The following is a 20,869-nucleotide window of genomic DNA, read 5'->3' as shown; positions in this document are numbered from 1 at the left end:
CCCGGGGCCCCCGTCAGCTGGTGGCGGGGGCCTGTCCGGTGGACCCGGTTCCGGTCTTGTCCGGGTCCGGGATGCAGCGGATGCTGCGGACGAATGCGTCCAGGTCGGGGAGGACTTCCAGGAATCGCTGGTGGTCCCACGACATCAGGAAGACGTGCACGTCCGTGTCGAAGTCGTCGTCGCGGAAGATGTAGTTGACCTGGTCGTACTGACCGATTTCGGTGACACCGCTCCACTGGGCCTTGACGCCCCGACCGAGCGCTTCGGTCTCGAACCACTCCGCAACCGGTTGGACCGTCGCGCTCTTGGTGCCGAAGTAGCTGTAGTGCTGGAACGCCTCTTCCCTGGTTCCTTCACGCTTCCACAGTGCGATGGCGACCGCGACCGGCATCTTCGTGTAGTCGGGGCAGTGAAAGTACAGCTTGTGCGCAGCCACGCTGCCGACGATTTCGCTCTGCCCCCGGACCAGGGCTTGCGCGAAGGGCAGAACTTCCTTCTTCACGACCTTCTTGGTCAGCTCCCGGCCGCCACGAAGGAAGCGGTCACCGGCGTAGTCGAAAGCCCACTCGGCGGCATCCGCCCATTTGGTGCCCTTGAAGGCAAGAGGGATGAGAAACCAGACGTCCCGGTCGTAGTCGATCCGGGCCCAGTTCTCCGTCGACTTGCGGTGGTCGAAGCTCACGCGTCCTCCTGCTGGTACTTCCACCGGAACGTGCTCATGATCGCATCGAACAGCGCGCCGAGGAGTTTTGCGATGTCGTCGTCGGGGCTTCCCCCACCGAATGTGGAGAACGAGGAGAGCAGCCAGCTGTCGGCGGTTCCGGGCACGGGAAGTATGTACTCGATGCGCCGCGACGCGTAATCGACCTCGCGTTCCGGATCGGCGTCGTAGTTCCGTTCCGTCCGGATGCCGGAGCACCCGGCGATTTCCACCGGCTCCCCACCCCGAGTCGTCGACAGTACTTCGGCCAGCACCTGCTGGGGATCAGGTGCGTCGAGCCGCCCGAATTCGACGTAGGAGATCAGGAACGAGGCCGGAAGGTTCTGCTCGCGGTTTCCCATGGGCAGGAAGAGATCGACGCCCGCGTTTTGACGCGCCTGGTTGATCACCTTTTTCAGCCGCGCCTCCAACTCCCGCCGGTACTGGGCGACCTGATCGCGTCCATGCTTCGCGAAGGCGCGGTCGAGGAGGGCGGCGATGGCCTTGTCCGTGCCCCGCTGGACCGGGATCTTCTCCCACTCGTCCGGGACGACCAGCCGGTATCCGCTCACTGTCATGAGCCGACCTCCACGGTGGTCAGTTCCTTGAACTTGCCGAATATGGGCAAGGGCTTCGAGGTGTCGCCTTCCACCACCGGGTGCAGGAGATCGCCGTCGAACCCCTTGCCGTGCACCAGGTTCCCGATGAAGTTGAACGTGTCGCTGCCGCCCGCCCAGTGGCTGAACTCGTCGGCCGCATTGGCGGCGCCATTGATGATCCGCACCGTCTTCAGGAAGCCGCCCGCGCGAGTGAGCGCGTTGGGGAACAGCCGGGTGTTCGGGAACTCCTCAGCGAGTTGGCGGAGTTTCGTCATGTTCTCCAGGACTTCCTTCTCGCCGCCGGCGAGGAACTTCTGGCCGACCGCGGTGCCGTAGTCGGACAGCGAGGACCACAGTCGGGTGAAGCCTTCCTGGTCCGCGCCTTCTGCCATGTCCGCGCCTTCGGCCAATGCCCGGCTCGCGTTCGTCCCGCCCTCCTCGCCCTCCGCTCCGGCGCGCGTCGCGTTCGCCACTCCCTCGGCGAACTCCGTCGAGCCGTCCAGCAGGCCCTTCGCCCAGGCCGCGGTGCCCAGGGTGACGATGGCGAAGGCGTCCATCGCCACGTCCGTCCAGGAGCCGTCGCCGGTGAGGGCGACGGCGGTATGGCCGAGCAGGGCGGCCAGCATCAGTCCACCGAGCAGGGCGGTGACGATGTCCAGGCCGGGGATGAAGAGCGAGACGATGATGAGGGCGGTGACGATCCAGGTACAGATGTCGGCGAGCAGCTTGATCAGCCCGGCATGCTCATGGATGAAGTCTTTGATCCCGTCCCACCGGCTGTCCTTCAAGCCGTCGTGTTCGGTGTCCTCGATCTTCTGCATCCAATGGTGGGCACGTTCGTCCCGATGGCTCTTCGTATGCGCCAACTGCGTTTTCGCCTGCGCCAGTTCGCCCTGGGCAGCCTGTTTCGCGTGGTCCAGGACGTCCTTGTGGTGTTGCTGCTCCGGGGTGAGTTTCGGCGCCGGCTGCCCGGGCGCCGGCTTCGCTTCGGGGGAGTTGGCGGTCGGCGCGACGGCCTGGGCCTTGGTCAGGGCCTTCAGCGACTCGGACTGGCAGTGGTCCAGGTCGTCGGCCCAACTGCCCAAATACCCGGACACCGTCTCGTACCGGGTGGCGACCTTTCCCAGGTCGCCCTTGAGTTCCGAAGCGGTATCGCGGAGCTTGTCGGCGAACTTGCCGACGTTCTCGTCGCCTGCGATATCCGTCAACAGGCCGATCTGATCGCGGATCGTCTCGGCCATTTTGCTGAGTCGCTTGGCTTCGGCTCGAACCTCGTGCGGTTCCCCGGGTATCGGGTCCTGGCTCTCGTCGAGCACGGCCCATTCGTAGTCCGGCGGCCTACTCATGCTGCTGGTTCTCCTCAGACGTGAACATGCTGGATCGACTACTGGCGGGGGGAGACGGGGCTACTTCTTCTTGCCTGCTCCGTCGAGGCCGTCTTCGAGCTTCTTGTCCACGTCCTTGAAGGCTTCCATGGTCTTCTCGGCCATCTCGCCCATCGCCTTCACCTTGTCCAGCAGCTTGTGCCGGTGGTAGTCCCAGTTGCTGGCGAAGTCGTGCATCGCGTGAGCGATGTCACCGGAGCCGAGAAATTCCTTGATTTCCTTCTGGCGCCCGCCCGTGTCCCCCAGCTCCCGCTGGATCGTCTGCAGGCTCTTCGTCGATTCTTCGAGCCTGTCGTAGGACACTTTGAGGTCCGCCATCCCCGCAACCATTCCGCTCGCCCTGGTCATGATCTGAATGCCGGGGAGGATTTCGCGGCATGCGGGCGCGCCACATCAACTGCGGGAGTTCCCCTGTTCGGCAATCCATTGATCGTTTCAAGCCCACGGGGGCCGGACAACCTGGAGCTCGCAAAGAACGGTAAAGACCTGGCCTATTCCTGACTCACGGTGACCAGGCGCTGCGGACCGGGCGGCGTCGTACGCCTACGCGGTGAGGTCGGCCCCGGCGGCGAAGGCGACGAAGCGGGTCCAGGCGGCGGGCGAGACCGTCAGAGCCGGGCCGTCAGGGTCCTTGGAGTCACGGATGTGCACGGCCTGGGGGTGGGCGGCGACGGGTCCATGCTGTGCGATCGCCCCAGCGGCCCACCAACACAGCGCCAACGCCTCCGCGGGCACGGCCTGTTACCCGTCCGGCCACCCTCTGGCGGACGCGCGTAGAACTCGGGCACACTCGTCACGCACCAACAGCGGCACCTGCACAACCGCCCCACCGGTTGCACGTATCCCGCAGGAGGTTCCCATATGAGTCCCAGCAGAGTGATGAAGCTCCGCAGGGTGCTGAGCGCGCTCGTTCTCGCGCTCGGTGTCCTGTTCGCCCCGGGGGTCGGCATCGCCGCCTCCCACGACGCCTACGCGGTCAGCAAGCTGACACACGCACAGGCCACGTCCATGTTCAGCTCGGCGGGGATCACCTGGTCCTCGTCCGGCGGCTGCTCCAACCGCAACGTCTCCACCTGTACGTCCTTCGACCAGCTCAACCTGGCCACCGCGCAGGGTGCCGTCACGCTCAAGCACGCGAGCGGCTGCGCCCTGAACATCACCGGCGGCACGGAGACCGGGCACGCGAGCGGCACGTACAGCCACTGGAACGGCTACAAGCTCGACTTCGGCAAGAACACCTGCATCACCAACTACATCCACCGGTTCACGTACATCGGGCTGCGGGGCGACGGTGCTCCGCAGTACAAGTCCGGGTCGGGGAACATCTACGCCGACGAGGGCAGCCACTGGGACGTCCTCTACTACAACTGCGGCGGCTGCTGAGAGTTCCGAACGAGCCGGTCACGGCCCGCACCGCCCGTGACCGGCTGCCTATGTGCGGAGCACCGTGCTCAGAGCCCGGTCTGCCACTGCCACTGCTGGTCGGGGTGGCCGTGGCAGTCCCAGATGACCAGGGCCGTGCCGTTCGCGGTGCTTCCGTTGTTGGCCAGCCCCACACACTTGTGCGCGCCGGCGAGACTGTGCCAGAGGTAGCTGTCGGCCTGTGCGTCGGCGTTGGCGGTCCCGGGGAGGACCAGTGCTGCGATTCCGGTCGCCGCCGCTAACAGCCCTAGCCGATATTTCAGACGAGATCTCATGAGCGATTTCTCCCTCGGATCAGTGGAAACTGCGTGACGGCCAGATTTCCGGCAAGCCCTTCGGCCTGTCCACAGACGTTCCGCTGAACGGAACCAGCGGCGCTTTTCTCAGCCAGGTGCCGTGACGTCCGGCGAGGACGCTCCCTGGAGCCGGCGCCGGCGCCCTAGCCCGCGGCCGGACCGGCCAGTACCCGCAGCAGTCGTGCCACCTCGTCCGTGACGGCGGAGCGCCCCGGGCCGAGGTACTTGCGGGGGTCGGTCACCTGCGGCTGCGCCGTGAGGGTTTCGCGCACCGCCGCCGTGAAGCAGGCGTTGAGGTGGGTGGCGATGTTGACCTTCACCATGCCGTGCGTGACGGCCCGCGCCAGGTCCTCGTCCGAGACGCCCGACGAGCCGTGCAGGACGAGCGGCACCCTGACATCGGCTCGCAGCCGTCCGATCAGCTCGAAGTCCAGCGCAGCGGTCCGCGTGCTCATCGCGTGCGAGGTGCCGACGGCGACGGCCAGGCCGTCCACGCCGGTCGCCGCGACGTACGCCGCCGCCTCGGCCGGATCGGTGCGCACGCCCGGCGCGTGCACCCCGTCCTTGCCGCCGACCTCGCCCAGCTCGGCCTCCAGCCAGACGCCCGCGCGGTGGCAGTGCTCGGCCACCGAGGCGGTGACGGCCACGTTCTCCTCGTAGGGCAGCGTCGAGGCGTCGAACATCACCGAGGTGAGGCCCAGCGCGACGGCCTGCTCCACGAGCATGCGGTCGGTCGCGTGGTCGAGGTGGACGGCGACCGGTACGGAGGCGGCGCGGGCGATGGCGAGGGTCGCGGCCGCGACCGGCTCCAGGGCGCCGTGGTAGAGCACCGCGTTCTCGCTGATCTGCAGGATCACCGGCAGACCCGCGCGCTCCGCGCCCGCCGTGATGGCGGTGGCGTGCTCCAGCTGGATGACGTTGAACGCGCCGACCCCCCGGCCGGCGGCCATCGCGGGGCCGGTGATCTCACCCGTGGTGACCAGTGGCATGGGATCCCCTTCAAGCAGTCGGATTCAGGTAGTCGGACGGAAGCAGGCGGAGCGCGTCAGGACAGGACGACGGAACGCGTCAGGTTGCGCGGGGTGTCGGGGTTGAGGCCGTTCGCCTCGGCGATGGCGACGGCCAGCCGCTGCACCCGGATCAGATCGGCCAGCGGGTCGGTGCCCGAGGCCTCCAGCGTGCCGCCGGTGCGCGCCACGTCCCCGTCCAGGCCCTCCGGGAGATCGCCGAAGACCCAGGCGATCCGGTTCGGGCCGGTGATCGAGATGGGGCCGTGCCGGTACTCCATCGCGGGGTACGACTCGGTCCAGGCGCCCGCCGCCTCCCGCATCTTGAGGCCGGCCTCCAGCGCGATGCCGTAGGACCAGCCGGTGCCCAGGAAGCTGAACTGTTCGGCGCCCAGCAGGTCCGGCGACAGCGCCTCGGCGATCGCGCGGCGCGCGTCGGCGACGGCGGGCGCGATGTCCTCGCCCAGGTGGGTGCGGAGCAGCGCCAGCACGCTGGTCGCGAAGCGGGTCTGGACGACGGACTTCTCGTCGGCGAAGTCCAGCACGACCAGGTCGTCCACGAGGTCCACGATCGGGGTGTCCGGATCGCCGATGACCGCTGTGGTCCTGACCGTTCCGCGCGTCCCGCCCGTCCCGCGCACCTTGCGGAGCAGTTCCAGCACCTCGGTGGTGGTGCCGGAGCGGGTGATGGCCACGATCCGGTCGTAGTCGCGGCCGTAGGGGAACTCGGAGGCGGCGAAGGCGTCGGTCACGCCCAGCCCGGCGCGCTCGCGCAGCACGGCGTACGACTGGGCCATGAACCAGGAAGTACCGCAGCCCACGACCGCGACCTTCTCCCCGGTGGCGGGCAGCAGGCCCGCGACCTCGGGGATGAGTCCGGCGGCGCGCTCCCAGCACTCGGGCTGGGTGACGATCTCTTCCGCGGTGATCGACATGGAGGTGCCGTCCCTTCGTCGTTCCGTCCGTCAGGTCGGACGGTACTGGATGCCCCGCCCGGAACCGGTGGCGAGGTGGAGAAATGGACTAGACCAGATGGGTGGACCGCAGAACCGGTCGACGGAACCGGTCGACGGAACCGGTCGACGGAAACCGGCCAGTGGAACCGGCCAGTCGAGCCGGCCCGTGGAGCCGGCCTGTGGAACCGGCCGGTCAGCCGAGGTCGGGTTCGGTGCGGATCTCGACGAACGGTCCGGCGTGCCCGTCGAGTTCGAGGACGGCGATCTCGTTGCGGCCGGGACGCAGCAGAGGCCACGGCACGTAGAGGGTCCGCTGCGGGCCGCGGTCCCAGTAGCGGCCCAGGCAGAAGCCGTTGACCCAGACGTAGCCCTTGGTCCAGCCGGGCAGCGCGAGGTAGCCGTCCGCGGGCACGTCGACGTCCAGGAAGCCGCGGTGGAACGCGGCGGGGGCCGGGCTGCTTGAGGCAGCGGCGGCGCCCCACGGCAAGCTGTCCGGCGTCCCGTCGCCGAGCGGCACCGGCTCGGCGGTCCAGCCGTGCAGGTACTGCTGGGTGTGCAGCACGCCCGACAGGCCCTTGCGGTCGCCGATCGCGGCACCGTAGTTGACCCGGCCCATGGACTCGACGAGCAGCTCCAGCCGGGCGGCCGACCCGTCCACCGCGATCTCCGGCCGCTCGTCGCCGTCGCGTTCCAGTACGGCGGCCGGTGCGCCGTCCACGAAGACGTGCGCCCGGTCGGCCAGCCCCTCCAGGGTGAGCGGATACGCCTTGCGGGGGCCGGGGATGCTGGTCCGGTAGAGCACCAGGCCGTGGGCCAGGCCGAGTTCCTCGAAGGACGGCGGCACCGGGGAGTGGACGGTGCCGGTCGAGAGCTGCCCGATGACGTCGAACAGCGGTACGGACTCGGTGAGTTCGATCCGGGCGGGCGCCAGCAGCGGCGGCATCGGCTCGGGGTCCGGCGCCGGCTGTTCGGCGTAGGCCGCGAGCACCTCGCGGAACGACCAGAACTTGGGGGTGGGCGCGCCGCGCTCGTCGATCGGCGCGTCGTAGTCGTAGGACGTGATCGTCGGCTGGTAGCCCTCGCCGGTGCGCGGGTCGGCGGTGTTGGCGCCCGCCCAGGTACCGAAGTTGGTGCCGCCGTGCGCCATGTAGAGGTTGACGGAGGCGTCGTTCTCCAGGATCTCGCGCAGCGCGCCGGCGGCGTCCTCGGGGGAGCGGACGGTGTGCTTCTCACCCCAGTGGTCGAACCAGCCGTTCCAGAACTCCATGCACATCGCCGGGTCCTGCGGCCGGAAGCGGCGCAGCTCGCAGAACGCCTCGGTGGCGCGGCTGCCGAAGTTGACGGTGGCGAGATGGCCGGGGGCCGCCCCGCCGGTGAGGAAGAAGTCCTCCGGACCGTCGGAGGTGAACAGCGGGACGTCGATCCCGCGCGACCTCAGGCCGTCGGCGAGGTGCTGCAGGTAAGCGCTATCCGTACCGAATGACCCGTATTCATTTTCTATTTGGACCATCAGCACATTTCCGCCCCTGGTGGTCTGATGGGCCGCGATCATCGGGATCAGCCGGTCGTACCAGCGGTCCACATGGGCCAGGTACTGCGGGTCGGCGACCCGCAGCCGCAGGTTGCGGTCGGCCAGCAGCCACCAGGGCAGTCCGCCGTTCTCCCACTCCGCGCAGATGTACGGGCTGGGGCGCACGATCGCGTGCAGGCCGGCCTCGGCGGAGGCGCGCAGGAAGGCGTCCAGGTCGGCGATGCCGTCGAAGTCGTACTCGCCGGGGCGCGGCTCGTGGAGGTTCCACGGGACGTACGTCTCCACGGTGTTCAGGCCCATCGCGCGCAGCATGCGCAGCCGGTGCGGCCACTGTTCGGGGAGTGTGCGGAAGTAGTGCAGTGCGCCGGACAGCAGGCGCAGGGGGCGGCCGTCGAGGGAGAAGCCCTCGGGTGACATCTCGAGCATGAGGGTTCTCCGGTGCTGTGACGTGCTGCTGCGGTTGGCGTCAGCGTGATCGTAAGTGGGCGTTCCTGTCGCCACAATCCAAAGAATCAAACAGTGTTCAATCCGTTGTGGGGTGCGGAACGCCCGTGGTAGAAACCGCTTACTAGAGAGAAGTGAAGCACACCGTCGTCTTCGCCCATGGAGGTTCCAACCGCCATGCCCTCCCCCTGGTCCCGCCGGACATTCCTCGCCGGAAGCGGCGCCGCGACCGTTGCCGCAGGCCTTCCCGCCGCCTCGCCCGCTGCCGCCGCACCTGCTGCCACCGCCCCCGCCGCGGCCGCCACCACGGAGGCCGCGGACGCCTTCGACACCCTGCGGCTGCGCTGGCGCGCCCTCACCCTGGGCACCGGATTCGACGCCGCTGCCGAGCCGTACGCGACGAAGCTCGCCACCCTCGGCACCGCCGCGCGCACCTCACTGGCGTCCATGGCCCCGGCCACCGGATCGCTCTGGCCCGACCAGCCGCTGAGCAGCACCGCCTCCATCACCGGCAGTTACGCCCGGCTCAACGAGATGGCGCAGGCCTGGGCCCAGCCCGCCACCGGCTCCACCGCCGACCCGGCGCTGATCGCGGCGGTCGTGCGGGGCCTGGACCACCTCTACGGGCAGGTCTACAACGAGAACACCACGCCGTTCCTCCCCAACTGGTGGGACTGGCAGATCGGCAGCCCCCGGCTCCTGCTCGACACGGTGACCGTGGCCTACGACGCGCTGAGCGCGGCTCAGACCGCCTCCTACCTGCGGGCCGTCGACCACTTCGTGCCGGACTCCGCCGTCGGCTCGTACTCCGGCACCAGCACCGGCGCGAACCGGGTCGACCTGTGCCGGGTCATCGCCACCCGGGGCGTGCTGGGCAAGTCGGCGGCGAAGCTGGTGCTGGCCCGCGACGCGCTGTCGCCGGTCTTCCCGTACGTGACGACCGGCGACGGGCTGTACGCCGACGGCTCGTTCGTCCAGCACACCTATGTCGCGTACACCGGCTCCTACGGCGAGGTGCAGATCGACGGCCTGGCGCGGCTGTTCGCCCTGCTCGCCGGCTCCACCTGGGCGGTCACCGACCCGAACCGGCAGATCATCCTGGACTCGGTCGAGAAGGCGTACGCACCCTTCCTCTACAACGGCCTGGTCATGGACGCCGTCTCCGGGCGCGCCATCAGCCGGGGCGTCGCCACCACCGATCCCACCCGTATCCAGGGCGACGACCACCGGCGCGGTCATCCGCTGCTCGCCCACATCGCGCTGCTCGCCGAGGGCGCGAGCGCCAACGAGCGGACCCGCTGGCAGGGCCTGGTGAAGGGCTGGATCCAGCGCGACTACTACAGCCCGGTGCTGGCGGACGCCAAGCTCGGCACAGCCGACCTCGCCCGGCTGCAGGCCATCGCCGACAGCGCCGTGACCGCGGTGGCGGAACCCGTCGCGCACCGGCTCTTCACCGGCATGGACCGGGCCGTCCACCGCCGCGCCGACTGGGCCGCCGCGATCAGCATGGCCTCGAAGCGCATCACGTACTACGAGAACGGCAACGGCGAGAACCTGCGGGGCTGGCACACCGGCTCGGGCATGCTCTCCTGGTGGGGCTCCACCTACGGCAACGGCCAGTACAGCGACGCCTTCTGGCCCACCGTCGACCCGTACCGGCTGCCCGGCACCACGGTGTCGAAGAAGGCACTCGCGGACGGGGAGGGCGGCGCGTGGGGCGCGGCGCGGCCGGACGTGACCTGGGTCGGCGGCGCCACGGACGGAGTGTTCGCGGCGGTCGGCCAGCACCTCAAGGGCCTGTCGAGCACGATGAGCGCCCGCAAGTCGTGGTTCTGTCTGGACGACACGGTCGTCTGTCTCGGCGCGGGCATCACCAGCACCGACGGCACGGCCGTCGAGACCGTCGTCGAGAACCGGAACCTCGGCGCGACCGGCACCCACGGCCTCGCCGTCAACGGCACCACGCAGTCCACGGCGCTCGGCTGGTCCGCGACCCTGGCCGGCACCACCTGGGCCCGGATCACCGGCTTCGGGGGCTATGTCTTCCCGGGCGGCGGGGGAGCGACGGTGAAGGCGGTGCGCGAGGCGCGCACCGGCACCTGGGCCGCCATCAACACCGGCGGCACGACCGATGCGCTGACCCGCCGCTATCTCACCCTCTGGCTCGACCACGGCGTGAACCCGACCAACGCCTCCTACGCCTATCTCGTCATGCCGGGCGCGACCGCCGCCGCCACCGCGGCCCGCGCCGCCGCCACCGGCTGGCTGGTGACCCTCGCCAACACCGCCGCGCAGCAGGGCGTCTCGGTCCCGTCGCTGGGGTTCACCGGGATCAACTTCTGGTCGGCGGGCACCGTCGGCGGCGTCACCGCCTCGCTCCCCGCCTCCGTCATGATCCGCGTCAGCGGCACCACGGCCACGGTCTGCATCTCGGAGCCGCCCCGGTCCGGCGGCTCGCTCGACATCACCTGGAGCCGGCCGGTGTCCGCCGTCACCTCCAAGGACGCCACAGTCACCGTCACCGGCACCGGGGCCTCACTGCGGCTCACCATCGCGCCGGGCATCACCGGGGCGACCCACCGAGCCACGGTGACTCTGGCGTGACACGCGGTCTAAATGATTCGTTCACGCGGGCAGCTTGCTCGTAAGGTGCCCGCGTGACGGATGACAGGACGCAGGACAACACGCCCACCGGCCGGTACAACGGCAGGCTGGAGATCCGGCCCGCGGACATCGGGGACGCGGTTGTCATCGCCGAGATCCACATGGCGTCACGCGCCGGCACCATGCCGTACCTCCCTCCGCAGCAGCGGAGCCTGGAGGAGGTCGCGTGGTGGGTGGAGAACATCGTGCTCACCGAGGGCCAGGCCTGGGTGGCGGTCGACTCCTACGGCGAGGTGCTCGGCTACGCCGCGCTGGAGGGCGACATGCTGGAGCAGCTGTACCTGCGGCCGGAGGCCCGCCGCCGGGGCGTCGGCTCGGCGCTCCTCGGCGAGGTGCGGCGCAACAGTCCCGACGGCCTGTCGCTGCACGTCTTCCAGGCCAACACCGGCGCCCGCGCGTTCTACGAGCGGCACGGCTTCACCGTCCTGGACACCAACGACGGCAGCCGCAACATGGAGAACCTGCCCGACATGACGATGCGCTGGATTCCCGGCACGGGCACGGGCACGGGTACGGGTACGGGTACGGGTACGGCTACGGAGTAGGGAGCAGGGAGCGTTGGCCAGGGCATACGGCCGGGCTGCTGACACGCGGTGACCAACGGCACACATACTGGCCGGTAACGTGCGGCAGTGGTGGCCGTAGGGTGATCGCCGTACGCTCCTCCCCACCCTCGACCGACATCCGGGAGACCGCATGCGTTCCGCGAAGGACTTCTTCCGCCCGCTGGCCGTAGGGGCTCCGGCCCCGGTACGGGAGGTGCCGTTCCGGCCCTCGCGGATGATCCACTTCTTCGATCCGGGCAACGAGAAGATGGCTGCCAAGGTCCCCTCCATCGCGCCCCAGGTGGACGTGCTGCTGGGCAACCTGGAGGACGCCATCCAGGCCGACCGCAAGGAGGCCGCCCGGAACGGGCTCGTGCAGATCGCCAAGGCGACGGAGTTCGGCGACACCCAGCTGTGGACGCGGATCAACAGCCTGGACTCGCCGTGGGCGCTGGACGACCTGCTCACCCTGGTCACCGAGATCGGCGACAAGCTCGACGTCATCATGGTGCCCAAGGTCGAGGGCGCCGAGGACATCCACTACGTCGACCGGCTGCTGGCGCAGCTGGAGGCGAAGGCCGGCATCACGCGGCCGATCCTGGTGCACGCCATCCTGGAGACCGCGACCGGCGTCGCGAACGTCGAGGAGATCGCCGGCGCCAGTCCCCGGATGCAGGGCATCTCGCTGGGCCCGGCCGACCTGGCCGCCAGCCGCCGGATGAAGACCACCCGGGTCGGCGGTGGCCACCCCGGCTACCTGGTCAGGGAGGACCCGAACCCGTCCGACGCCGACGCCCCGCGCGCCACGTTCCAGCAGGACCTGTGGCACTACACGATCGCCCGCATGGTCGACGCCTGCGCGGCGCACGGGATCCTGCCGTACTACGGGCCCTTCGGCGACATCCGCGACACCCTCGCCTGCGAGGACCAGTTCCGGAACGCCTTCCTGCTCGGCTGCGTCGGCGCCTGGAGCCTGCACCCGGTGCAGATCGCCATTGCCAAGAAGGTCTTCTCGCCCTCCCCGGCCGATGTCGCCTGGGCCCGCAAGGTGATCGACGCGATGGGCGACGGCACCGGCGCCGTCATGATCGACGGCAAGATGCAGGACGACGCGACGTACAAGCAGTGCCTGGTGGTCTCCGAACTGGCCGACACCCTCGCCGCCCGCGACCCCGAGCTCGCCGAGGCGTACGCCGCGGCAGAGAAGGAGTGACGACCATGACGGACAGCACCCTCCGCCCCCGCCGCTCCGTGCTCTACATGCCCGGGGCCAACGAACGCGCGCTGGAGAAGGCCAAGACGCTCCCCACCGACGCGCTCATCCTCGACCTCGAGGACTCCGTGGCGCCGGACGCCAAGGCCGACGCCCGCAAGCGCGTCGCGGCCGCCGCCGCGTCCGGGGAGTACGGCTACCGCGAGGTGACGATCCGGGTCAACGCCCCGGACACCGAATGGCACGCCGACGACCTGCGTGCCGCCGCCGAGGCCGGCCCGGACGCCGTCGTCGTCCCCAAGGTCGACTCCCCGGAGACCGTACGGGCCGTCGAGCGCGCCCTGGAGGCGGCCGGCGCCCCCGACCGCACCGCGATCTGGGCCATGATCGAGACGCCGCAGGCGATGTTCGACGCCCGCGCCATCGCCGCCGCGAGCGAGCGGCTGACCGTCCTGGTGATGGGCACCAACGATCTGGCCAAGGAACTGCACGCCGAGCACGTCCCCGGCCGGGCCCCGCTGCTGACCGGTCTCTCGCTGGCGCTGCTCGCCGCCCGCGCCACCGGCAAGACCATCTTGGACGGTGTCTACAACGACGTGCAGGACCTGGCGGGCTTCGAGGCCGAATGCCTCCAGGGGCGCCAGTTCGGATTCGACGGCAAGACCTTGATCCACCCGAAGCAGCTGGAGCCCTGCAACCGGCTCTTCGCACCCTCCGACGATGCGGTCGCACACTCCCGCCGGATCATCGAAGCCTTCGATCAGGCCACGTCAGAGGGGCGCGGCGTGGTCACGGTCGACGGCCGGATGATCGAGAACCTGCACGTCGAGGACGCCCGCCGGATCCTCGCGCTGGCCGGAGCGGTCGCCGGACGGTAGGGCGAAAGGTACAAAAAACCGGGTCCCGCGTGCCATGCGCGGGGCCCGGTCCTCTTTTGGTTCTGTCGATACCCGCCATGAAGTCGGAGCGGACACTGTACGAAGTGGACCCCCCGTTCGCGGGGGTCCCGCTCGTACTGTCGATACATGAGCTTTCTGGAAGAGGTGCCCGTCGAGGTGAACGACGCTCGCGGGCGCGTGGCCGAGCTTCGCGCGATCCGCGAGCAGGTCCTGCGCGGCCCCAGCGAGCGGGCGACCGAGGCGCAGCGCGCCAAGGGCAAGCTGACCGCACGCGAGAGGATCGCGCTGCTGCTGGACGAGGGCTCCTTCAACGAGGTCGAGCCGCTGCGCCGGCACCGCGCCACGGGCTTCGGCCTGGAGGCGAAGAAGCCGTACACCGACGGTGTCATCACCGGCTGGGGCACCGTCCACGGCCGGACCGTGTTCGTCTACGCCCATGACTTCCGGATCTTCGGCGGCGCGCTCGGCGAGGCGCACGCCACCAAGATCCACAAGATCATGGACATGGCCATCTCCTCGGGCGCCCCGCTGGTGTCGCTGAACGACGGCGCCGGCGCCCGTATCCAGGAGGGCGTCTCGGCGCTCGCCGGCTACGGCGGCATCTTCCAGCGCAACACCCGGGCCTCGGGTGTCATCCCGCAGATCTCCGTGATGCTCGGCCCGTGCGCGGGCGGCGCGGCCTACAGCCCGGCGCTGACCGACTTCGTCTTCATGGTCCGCGAGACCTCGCAGATGTTCATCACGGGACCGGACGTCGTCCAGGCCGTGACCGGCGAGAAGATCTCCCAGAACGGGCTCGGCGGCGCCGACGTCCACTCCGAGGTCTCCGGCGTCTCGCACTTCGCCTACGACGACGAGCAGCACTGCCTCGAAGAGGTCCGCTACCTGCTCTCGCTGCTCCCGCAGAACAACCGGGAGAACCCGCCCGCCACCGAGACCTCCGACCCGGCCGACCGCCGCGGCGACGTCCTGCTGGACCTCGTGCCGGCCGACGGCAACCGCGCGTACGACATGCGCAAGGTCATCGAGGAGATCGTCGACGAGGGCGAGTACCTGGAGATCCACGAGCGGTGGGCCACCAACATCATCGTCGCGCTCTCCCGGCTGGACGGCCAGGTGGTCGGCATCATCGCCAACCAGCCCAACAGCATGGCGGGCGTCCTGGACATCGCGGCGTCCGAAAAGGCCGCGCGTTTCGTCCAGATGTGCGACGCCTTCAACATCCCGCTCATCACTCTCCTGGACGTACCCGGCTTCCTGCCGGGCGTCGACCAGGAGCATGGTGGGATCATCCGGCACGGAGCGAAGCTGCTCTACGCGTACTGCAACGCCACCGTGCCGAGGATCTCGCTGATCCTGCGCAAGGCCTACGGCGGCGCCTACATCGTCATGGACTCCCAGTCCATCGGGGCCGACCTCACGTACGCCTGGCCCACCAACGAGATCGCGGTGATGGGCGCCGAAGGTGCCGCCAATGTCATCTTCCGCAAGCAGATCGCCGAGGCCGACGACCCCGAGGCCATGCGTGCCCGCATGGTCAAGGAGTACAAGGCCGAACTGATGCACCCCTACTACGCCGCGGAACGCGGTTTGGTGGACGACGTCATCGACCCGGCCGAGACCCGCGAGGTGCTCATCCGCTCGCTGGCGATGCTCCGGACCAAGCACGCAGACCTGCCGTCGCGCAAGCACGGCAACCCGCCGCAGTAATGGAGACCACCTTGAGTACTCCCGCCGACACCCTGGCCCCCGACGCTCTGGCCCCCGACACCGTGACCCCGGACACCCTGGTCCGCGTCGAGAAGGGCCACGCCAGCGCCGAGGAGCTCGCGGCTCTCACCGCGGTCCTGCTGGCCCGCGCCGCCGCCAACGGCCACGCCGCCACCAGCTACGAGCAGCCCCGCTCCACGGCCGGCTGGCGCCGCCTGGAGCGCACTCCGGGCTTCCGCAGCTCGCACAGCTGGCAGGGCTGATCCCGCCGGTACGTCCCTGACGTGCCTCAGCACGACAGAAACACCGCAGAACGACAGAACGCCGGGCGGCCCCCGTAGGGGCCGGCCCGGCGTTTCTCGTTTGGGGGGATCCTCAGCGCAGGCGCGCCATCAGCGCGTGCTCCACCAGGGTGATCAGCGCGGACTTCGCCTCACCGCGGTTGCGGGCGTCCGTGGTGATGATCGGTGCCTCGGGCCCGATCTGCAGGGCCTCGCGCACCTCCTCGGGGCCGTACGGCTGGTGGCCGTCGAAGCCGTTGAGCGCGATCACGAACGGCAGGCCGCTGTTCTCGAAGTAGTCCACGGCCGGGAAACAGTCCGCGAGCCGCCGGGTGTCCACCAGGACGACGGCGCCGATCGCTCCGCGCACCAGGTCGTCCCACATGAACCAGAAGCGGTCCTGGCCCGGGGTACCGAACAGGTACAGGATCAGGTCCTCGTCCAGCGTGATGCGGCCGAAGTCCATCGCCACGGTGGTCGTGGTCTTGTCGGGCGCGTGCGTCAGGTCGTCGATACCGGCCGACGCGGAGGTCATCACAGCTTCGGTGCGCAGCGGGTTGATCTCCGAGACGGCACCGACGAACGTGGTCTTGCCCACGCCGAACCCGCCCGCCACCACGATCTTCGCGGAGGTCGTGGAGCGGGTCGCCCCGTTAGAGCTTGCGAAGTCCACTGAGCACCCTTTCAAGCAATGTCACTTCTGGCTGACCACCCGCGGACTCGTCGCCACCGGGCTGGTGGACGGCGACCAGCCCGGCCTCGGCCAGGTCGGCGACGAGAATACGGGCGACACCGAGAGGGATCGTCAGCAGTGCGGAGATCTCCGCCACCGACTTGATCTCCCGGCAGAGAATGCAGATCCGCTGGTGCTCCGGCAACTGCCCCCGCAACTGCACCGGGTCGGCCGTGGTGCTGACCAGCGCCTCGATGGCGAGCTGGTAGCGCGGCCGGGTCCGGCCCCCGGTCATGGCGTACGGCCGCACCAGCCCGGAAGGGGCCTGGGCGCGCTGCCGGCCGGGCCGTGCCGGTGCCTGCGGCGGATCGTACGGCTGGATCCGGGGCTGGCGGTAGCGCGGCTCGGGGTCAGGAGTCGGAGCCGAGGGGAAGTTGTAACGGTTCAGAGGCGGCTGCTGCTGCTGGCTGCCGTACGGATCTCCGCCTGGTGGCGTTGTCACGGTTCCTCCTCCTGATGAAGGTTGTGGGGGCTGCGTTCCCGCACCCTATGGGTACGGGGACGCGCCCGCACGCCTGTCCGTTAGTTGAGCAGGCACCTAGTTGAGAAGACTGCTAATTGAGCAAACTGCCTTGAAGTTCGGAGCGGAGGTCGGGGGTGAGGACGGTCCCGGTCCGGTCGACCAGCAGGGCCATCTCGTACCCGACGAGGCCGATGTCGCACTCGGGGTGAGCGAGTACGGCCAGCGAACTGCCGTCGGAGACGGACATGATGAAGAGGAATCCGCGTTCCATCTCCACGACCGTCTGGTTGACGCTGCCGCCTTCGAAGATGCGGGAGGCTCCGGCGGTGAGCGAGGTCAGGCCGGAGGCGACGGCGGCGAGCTGGTCGGCGCGGTCACGAGGAAAGCCCTCGGACATCGCGAGCAGCAGGCCGTCGGCGGAGACCACCACCGTGTGGGACACCCCAGGGGTGTTGTCCACGAAGTTGGTGATCAACCAGTTCAGATTCTGTGCCGCCTGGCTCATCGGACTCAACTAACGCTCCTGGTTCTGAGGGCCACCGTAGTGATGGTCGGGGGCCTGGCCGTTCGTGTCAGTTCCCGCAGTGCGTCCCTGCTGGACGCCACGGCGCAGATTGCTCAGCCGGCCGCGGACGTCCTCCGGCGCGCGGGAGACCTGTGGGCCGCCCTGCGGAGTCTGCTGTGCGGTACCCGCGACCAGGTTGGCCTTGGGTACTCGACGGGGCAGGCCGGAGGGGGTTACCCCACCCGCCTTGGGTTCGCGGACCTGTTCGGCCCGCTGCCAGTGCTGGTCGTTCTGGGAACGCCAGTCGGTCTCGGCCTCTTCCGGCGCCTGTTCCGGCTCCGGATCGGGCTGGGGGACCGGCTGGACCGCCGGCTCCGCCGCCACCTGGTCCGGTTGCGGCCACTGCCGGTCGCGGCGTGGCAGGCCGGCATCCGTCAGCGAGGGGGAGCCTACGCTCTCCGGCGCCCCGAAGGGGGCCCCGGGAACGGAATCCGGCGCCTGCTGATCCTGCTGGGCGACGGGCTGCGCCCAGTCGTCCAGCACGGGTGGGACGGGAGCTCCGGAAGGTGCGGGCTGGACCGGGAAGTCCTGCTGCCACTCCGGCTCGTAGGACGACGGCTGCTGGTACGCGGGCTGCGCACCGTACGGGTCGCCCTGACCGTTGTACTCCGGCTGGCCGGCGAAGTCCTGCCCGCCGAAGTCCTGCCCCTGGAAGTCCTGCGCCGGGTAGCCCTGGCCCTGGAAGTCCTGGCCCGGGGCGTAGCCGCCGTCGTACTGCGGCTCGTACCCCTGCTGGTCCTGCTGTCCCCGCTGCCGCGGGATGTCGTCGCCGAACATCGCGACGTCCTCCGGCCGTTCCGAGGCCGAGGCCTCCAGTTGGGCACGGCGCTCCTCGCGCTGCAGCGAGCGGCCGACGGGGTCGAGCTGCCCGGGGGCGCCGGAGGCCGTGAACGCGGACTCGTCCGACCGCTCGTACTGGGAGTCGTCGAAGCCCAGCTCGGCGGCGGTCGGCTGGTAGCCGAACTCGGCGGTCGAGTGCTCGGGGACGATGCGCGACACGGTGAAGTCCGAATCGTCGTCCTCGGGCAGCTGGTCCTCGCCGCCACCACCGTGGGTGATCGGCTCCGGGAGCATGACGAGCGAGGTGGTGCCGGCCTGCTCGCCCGAGGGGCGCAGCTGGACGCGGACACCGTGCCGGTCGGCGAGCCGGCCGACCACGAACAGGCCCATCCGCTGGGAGATCGCGACGTCCACGGTCGGCGGGTCGGCCAGCTTGTGGTTGATGTCGGCGAAGTCCTCGGCGGTCAGGCCGATGCCCTTGTCGTGGATCTCGACCATGACGCGGCCGTCCGGCAGCCGGGTCGCGGTGACCCGCACCTTGGTCTGCGGCGAGGAGAACGTGGTGGCGTTCTCCAGCAGCTCGGCCAGCAGGTGCACGAGGTCGGTCACGGCGGTGCCGTGGATTTCCGTCTCCGGTATCCCGACCAGCTCGATGCGCTCGTACGCCTCCACCTCGGAGGCCGCCGCGCGCAGCACGTCGACGAGCGGGACCGGCTGGTTCCAGCGGCGGCCCGGCTCCTCGCCGGCGAGGACCAGCAGGTTCTCGCCGTTGCGCCGCATACGGGTGGCGAGGTGGTCCATCTTGAACAGGTTCTCGAGCTGGTCCGGGTCCGCCTCGTTGTTCTCCAGCTCGGTGATCAGCGTGAGCTGTCGCTGGATGAGGCCCTGGTTCCGGCGCGAGAGGTTGGTGAAGATCGCGTTGACGTTGCCCCGCAGCAGAGCCTGCTCGGCGGCGAGCCGCACGGCCTCGCGGTGCACCTGGTCGAAGGCGCGGGCGACCTCGCCGATCTCGTCGTGGCTGGTGATCGGGATCGGCTGGACCGTGGTGTCCACCCGGCCCGGGTCGGTGCGCGACAGCTGGTCGACCAGCCCCGGCAGCCGCTGTTCGGCGACGTCGAAGGCGGCGTTGCGCAGCTTGCGCATGCTGCGGCTCATGTTGCGCGCCATCATGCCCGCGATGATGAAGGCGACGATCAGGGCGAGGACGACGATGGCCGCGTTGATGATCGCGTCGGTCTTGGCGCTGGAGGAGATGGTCTCGGCGTCGCCCACGGCCGTTTCTGCGAGGTTCTGCTCGACGGTCCGGTACGCGTCGAAGGCGAGCGTGTTGCTGGCGAACCAGCTCTCCGGGGTGATGCCCTCGGCGCGGAGCTCCTTGGCCGACTTGTCCGAGGCGATCTCGGCGACCATCTTCTCGATGCCCGGCGGGGGCACGAACGTCTGACCGGCCTGCTCGGCCTGCGCGGCGGCGGCCGTGAGCTGCTCCTTGCCCTTCTTCTCCGCGGCGGCCTGGGCGTCCTTCAGGTGCTGGGCGTCGGCGGGGGTACCGCCGCCGCTGTACTCCTGGAGCGCGATGCCCTGCAGGTAGAGGTACGAGGTGAGGGCGGTCTGCTGGAGCTTCTTCTCCCTGGCCGGCACCTGGCCCTCGACCAGGATGTGCATGCCGATGGAGCGGCTCAGCGACTCGGCGGCCTTGGCCAGCGAGATGGCGTAGAGGGTGCGGCCGTAGCTGGTGATGTTCCCGGTGCCGAGGTTCAGCTCGTTGGAGAGTTCCATCAGCGGGTGCTGCACGCTGACGTACGCCTCTTCGGTCTGCTTGTCGGGCAGCTGCCGGGTGTAGGCGGCCTTGCGGATGGTCTGCAGGCGGGGCTCCGCCTTGCGGAAGCCCTCCACGCGGCGCTCCAGGGAGGCGGAGGCGGGCATCTGGTCGACGGCTTCGTTGAAGACCTGGGCGGCGGCGTCGGTGGCCGCGTAGGCCCCTGTCACCACCGGGTCGTCCCGCCTGCCCTGCACCAGGGGAACGACCGTGACGTCACGTTCGTTGATCAAGGCGTGGCTGTAGCCGGCCGCCGCGCGCACCAGGATGGCGGTGCGCTTGGCGGCGTCCGCCTGCTGCCAGGTGTGCACGGAGTTCTGCACGGTGAAGCCGCCCATGACGAGGGCGACGAGTACCGGGATGAGGAGGATGGCGTTCAGCCTGGTGGCCACCCGCCAGTTGCGCACCGCGAAACGGCTGCCGGACCCGGCAGGCTCCGGGGTGGCGACAGCGGTCGCGTCGGGCACGCCCTCGTACCGCTGGGGCGGTGTGAAATTGCCCCGGGGGCCATCCGCGGAGCCCGGCTCTGCTCGCCTCGTGTCCCTCACTTGACCAACAACCTCTCGGCGACAACACAGCAAAGTGCCGTTACTACTCTCGGGTTCTGCGAATTTCAGCACGTCATGGGGGTAGTAGCCAAACGTCGTACAAAGTGCAACGAACACTCGAACACGCTGACATAAATAGGGCATAAGCTCTTTGGGGTGCCAAATCGCACGACTGGTATCACCGCAACGGAACCAGTCGAGCGCGGGGGGTGTTCGCCACCCGTCGATTCTCTGTCGAAACGTTATGAACGCAAGAACCGGCCGTGTCAAATGACACAGCCGGTCCTGGGGACAACTGGCAACCATGAAGGC

At 69.4% G+C, this 20,869-nt stretch carries 19 protein-coding genes and 1 pseudogene; 7 read left to right on the top strand and 13 right to left on the bottom strand.

Annotation, left to right across the window (positions count from 1 at the left end; genetic code table 11):
* Window positions 1–13 precede the first annotated feature (13 nt).
* The 5 genes and pseudogenes from O3W51_RS18985 to O3W51_RS18965 form a co-directional block, all read right to left on the bottom strand.
* Complete coding sequence (locus O3W51_RS18985) at window positions 14–682, bottom strand: hypothetical protein (protein ID WP_269287025.1); 669 nt, start codon at window positions 680–682, stop codon at window positions 14–16.
* A complete protein-coding gene (locus tag O3W51_RS18980; RefSeq protein WP_138358218.1) occupies window positions 679–1,278 on the bottom strand; it encodes a hypothetical protein in 600 nt (199 codons plus the stop codon). Before O3W51_RS18980 ends, O3W51_RS18985 begins: the two co-directional genes overlap by 4 nt.
* Window positions 1,275–2,645 (bottom strand): hypothetical protein, encoded by a 1,371-nt coding sequence (locus tag O3W51_RS18975; RefSeq protein ID WP_198357698.1) that lies wholly within the window; start codon window positions 2,643–2,645, stop codon window positions 1,275–1,277. Before O3W51_RS18975 ends, O3W51_RS18980 begins: the two co-directional genes overlap by 4 nt.
* A gap of 60 nt (window positions 2,646–2,705) precedes the next feature.
* Complete coding sequence (locus O3W51_RS18970; protein WP_198357699.1) at window positions 2,706–3,002, bottom strand: hypothetical protein; 297 nt, start codon at window positions 3,000–3,002, stop codon at window positions 2,706–2,708.
* Between the two features lie 225 nt (window positions 3,003–3,227).
* Window positions 3,228–3,356: pseudogene (locus O3W51_RS18965) on the bottom strand (DUF397 domain-containing protein); the annotation flags it as partial.
* A 207-nt stretch (window positions 3,357–3,563) separates the two neighbouring features.
* Between O3W51_RS18965 and O3W51_RS18960 the strand changes: the two are divergent.
* On the top strand, window positions 3,564–4,067 hold the full coding sequence (locus O3W51_RS18960) for a hypothetical protein (RefSeq protein WP_138358232.1): 504 nt from the start codon (window positions 3,564–3,566) through the stop codon (window positions 4,065–4,067).
* Between the two features lie 68 nt (window positions 4,068–4,135).
* Here the strand turns inward: O3W51_RS18960 and O3W51_RS18955 are convergent, their stop codons facing one another.
* The 4 genes from O3W51_RS18955 to O3W51_RS18940 all read right to left on the bottom strand — a co-directional run bounded on the left by O3W51_RS18955 (window position 4,136) and on the right by O3W51_RS18940 (window position 8,322).
* Window positions 4,136–4,381 carry an RICIN domain-containing protein gene (locus O3W51_RS18955; protein WP_138358210.1) on the bottom strand — a complete coding sequence of 82 codons (246 nt, stop codon included), beginning with the start codon at window positions 4,379–4,381 and terminating at the stop codon, window positions 4,136–4,138.
* 164 nt (window positions 4,382–4,545) lie between these two features.
* Window positions 4,546–5,391 carry a class II fructose-bisphosphate aldolase gene (locus tag O3W51_RS18950; protein WP_269287024.1) on the bottom strand — a complete coding sequence of 282 codons (846 nt, stop codon included), beginning with the start codon at window positions 5,389–5,391 and terminating at the stop codon, window positions 4,546–4,548.
* A gap of 56 nt (window positions 5,392–5,447) precedes the next feature.
* Window positions 5,448–6,344 carry an SIS domain-containing protein gene (locus O3W51_RS18945; protein ID WP_269287022.1) on the bottom strand — a complete coding sequence of 299 codons (897 nt, stop codon included), beginning with the start codon at window positions 6,342–6,344 and terminating at the stop codon, window positions 5,448–5,450.
* Between the two features lie 214 nt (window positions 6,345–6,558).
* Window positions 6,559–8,322 carry a glycoside hydrolase family 35 protein gene (locus tag O3W51_RS18940; protein ID WP_269287021.1) on the bottom strand — a complete coding sequence of 588 codons (1,764 nt, stop codon included), beginning with the start codon at window positions 8,320–8,322 and terminating at the stop codon, window positions 6,559–6,561.
* A 195-nt stretch (window positions 8,323–8,517) separates the two neighbouring features.
* Between O3W51_RS18940 and O3W51_RS18935 the strand changes: the two genes are divergently transcribed.
* The 6 genes from O3W51_RS18935 to O3W51_RS18910 all read left to right on the top strand — a co-directional run bounded on the left by O3W51_RS18935 (window position 8,518) and on the right by O3W51_RS18910 (window position 15,634).
* Entirely contained in the window at window positions 8,518–10,944 is a 2,427-nt protein-coding gene (locus O3W51_RS18935) for a polysaccharide lyase 8 family protein (protein WP_269287020.1), read from the top strand.
* Window positions 10,945–10,997: 53 nt separating this feature from the next.
* A complete protein-coding gene (locus O3W51_RS18930) occupies window positions 10,998–11,549 on the top strand; it encodes a GNAT family N-acetyltransferase (RefSeq protein WP_269287019.1) in 552 nt (183 codons plus the stop codon).
* A 151-nt stretch (window positions 11,550–11,700) separates the two neighbouring features.
* Window positions 11,701–12,762 carry an HpcH/HpaI aldolase/citrate lyase family protein gene (locus O3W51_RS18925; RefSeq protein ID WP_138358200.1) on the top strand — a complete coding sequence of 354 codons (1,062 nt, stop codon included), beginning with the start codon at window positions 11,701–11,703 and terminating at the stop codon, window positions 12,760–12,762.
* A 5-nt stretch (window positions 12,763–12,767) separates the two neighbouring features.
* The gene (locus O3W51_RS18920) at window positions 12,768–13,640 is read left to right on the top strand and encodes an HpcH/HpaI aldolase/citrate lyase family protein (RefSeq protein WP_138358198.1); all 873 of its coding nucleotides are present in this window, start codon (window positions 12,768–12,770) and stop codon (window positions 13,638–13,640) included.
* Window positions 13,641–13,787: 147 nt separating this feature from the next.
* Entirely contained in the window at window positions 13,788–15,371 is a 1,584-nt protein-coding gene (locus O3W51_RS18915) for an acyl-CoA carboxylase subunit beta (protein ID WP_138358196.1), read from the top strand.
* A gap of 11 nt (window positions 15,372–15,382) precedes the next feature.
* Window positions 15,383–15,634, top strand: coding sequence for an acyl-CoA carboxylase epsilon subunit (locus O3W51_RS18910; RefSeq protein WP_443048301.1), 252 nt, complete (start codon window positions 15,383–15,385; stop codon window positions 15,632–15,634).
* 112 nt (window positions 15,635–15,746) lie between these two features.
* Here the strand turns inward: O3W51_RS18910 and O3W51_RS18905 are convergent, their stop codons facing one another.
* From O3W51_RS18905 to O3W51_RS18890, 4 genes are all read right to left on the bottom strand, one after another.
* Window positions 15,747–16,325: a GTP-binding protein gene (locus O3W51_RS18905; RefSeq protein ID WP_138358192.1), complete on the bottom strand. Its 579-nt coding sequence runs from the start codon at window positions 16,323–16,325 to the stop codon at window positions 15,747–15,749.
* On the bottom strand, window positions 16,306–16,827 hold the full coding sequence (locus tag O3W51_RS18900; protein ID WP_138358190.1) for a DUF742 domain-containing protein: 522 nt from the start codon (window positions 16,825–16,827) through the stop codon (window positions 16,306–16,308). Before O3W51_RS18900 ends, O3W51_RS18905 begins: the two co-directional genes overlap by 20 nt.
* 112 nt (window positions 16,828–16,939) lie before the next feature.
* Complete coding sequence (locus O3W51_RS18895; protein ID WP_138358230.1) at window positions 16,940–17,353, bottom strand: roadblock/LC7 domain-containing protein; 414 nt, start codon at window positions 17,351–17,353, stop codon at window positions 16,940–16,942.
* 9 nt (window positions 17,354–17,362) lie between these two features.
* Entirely contained in the window at window positions 17,363–20,557 is a 3,195-nt protein-coding gene (locus tag O3W51_RS18890) for a sensor histidine kinase (RefSeq protein WP_381586281.1), read from the bottom strand.
* Between the last annotated feature and the right edge of the window lie 312 nt (window positions 20,558–20,869).

This window comes from Streptomyces sp. H39-C1 (assembly GCF_027158125.1).
In the GTDB taxonomy this organism is placed as follows: domain Bacteria; phylum Actinomycetota; class Actinomycetes; order Streptomycetales; family Streptomycetaceae; genus Actinacidiphila; species Actinacidiphila fildesensis.
The sequence above is the reverse complement of the archived record's forward strand: the minus strand, read 5'-3'. Positions and strand labels throughout refer to the sequence as shown.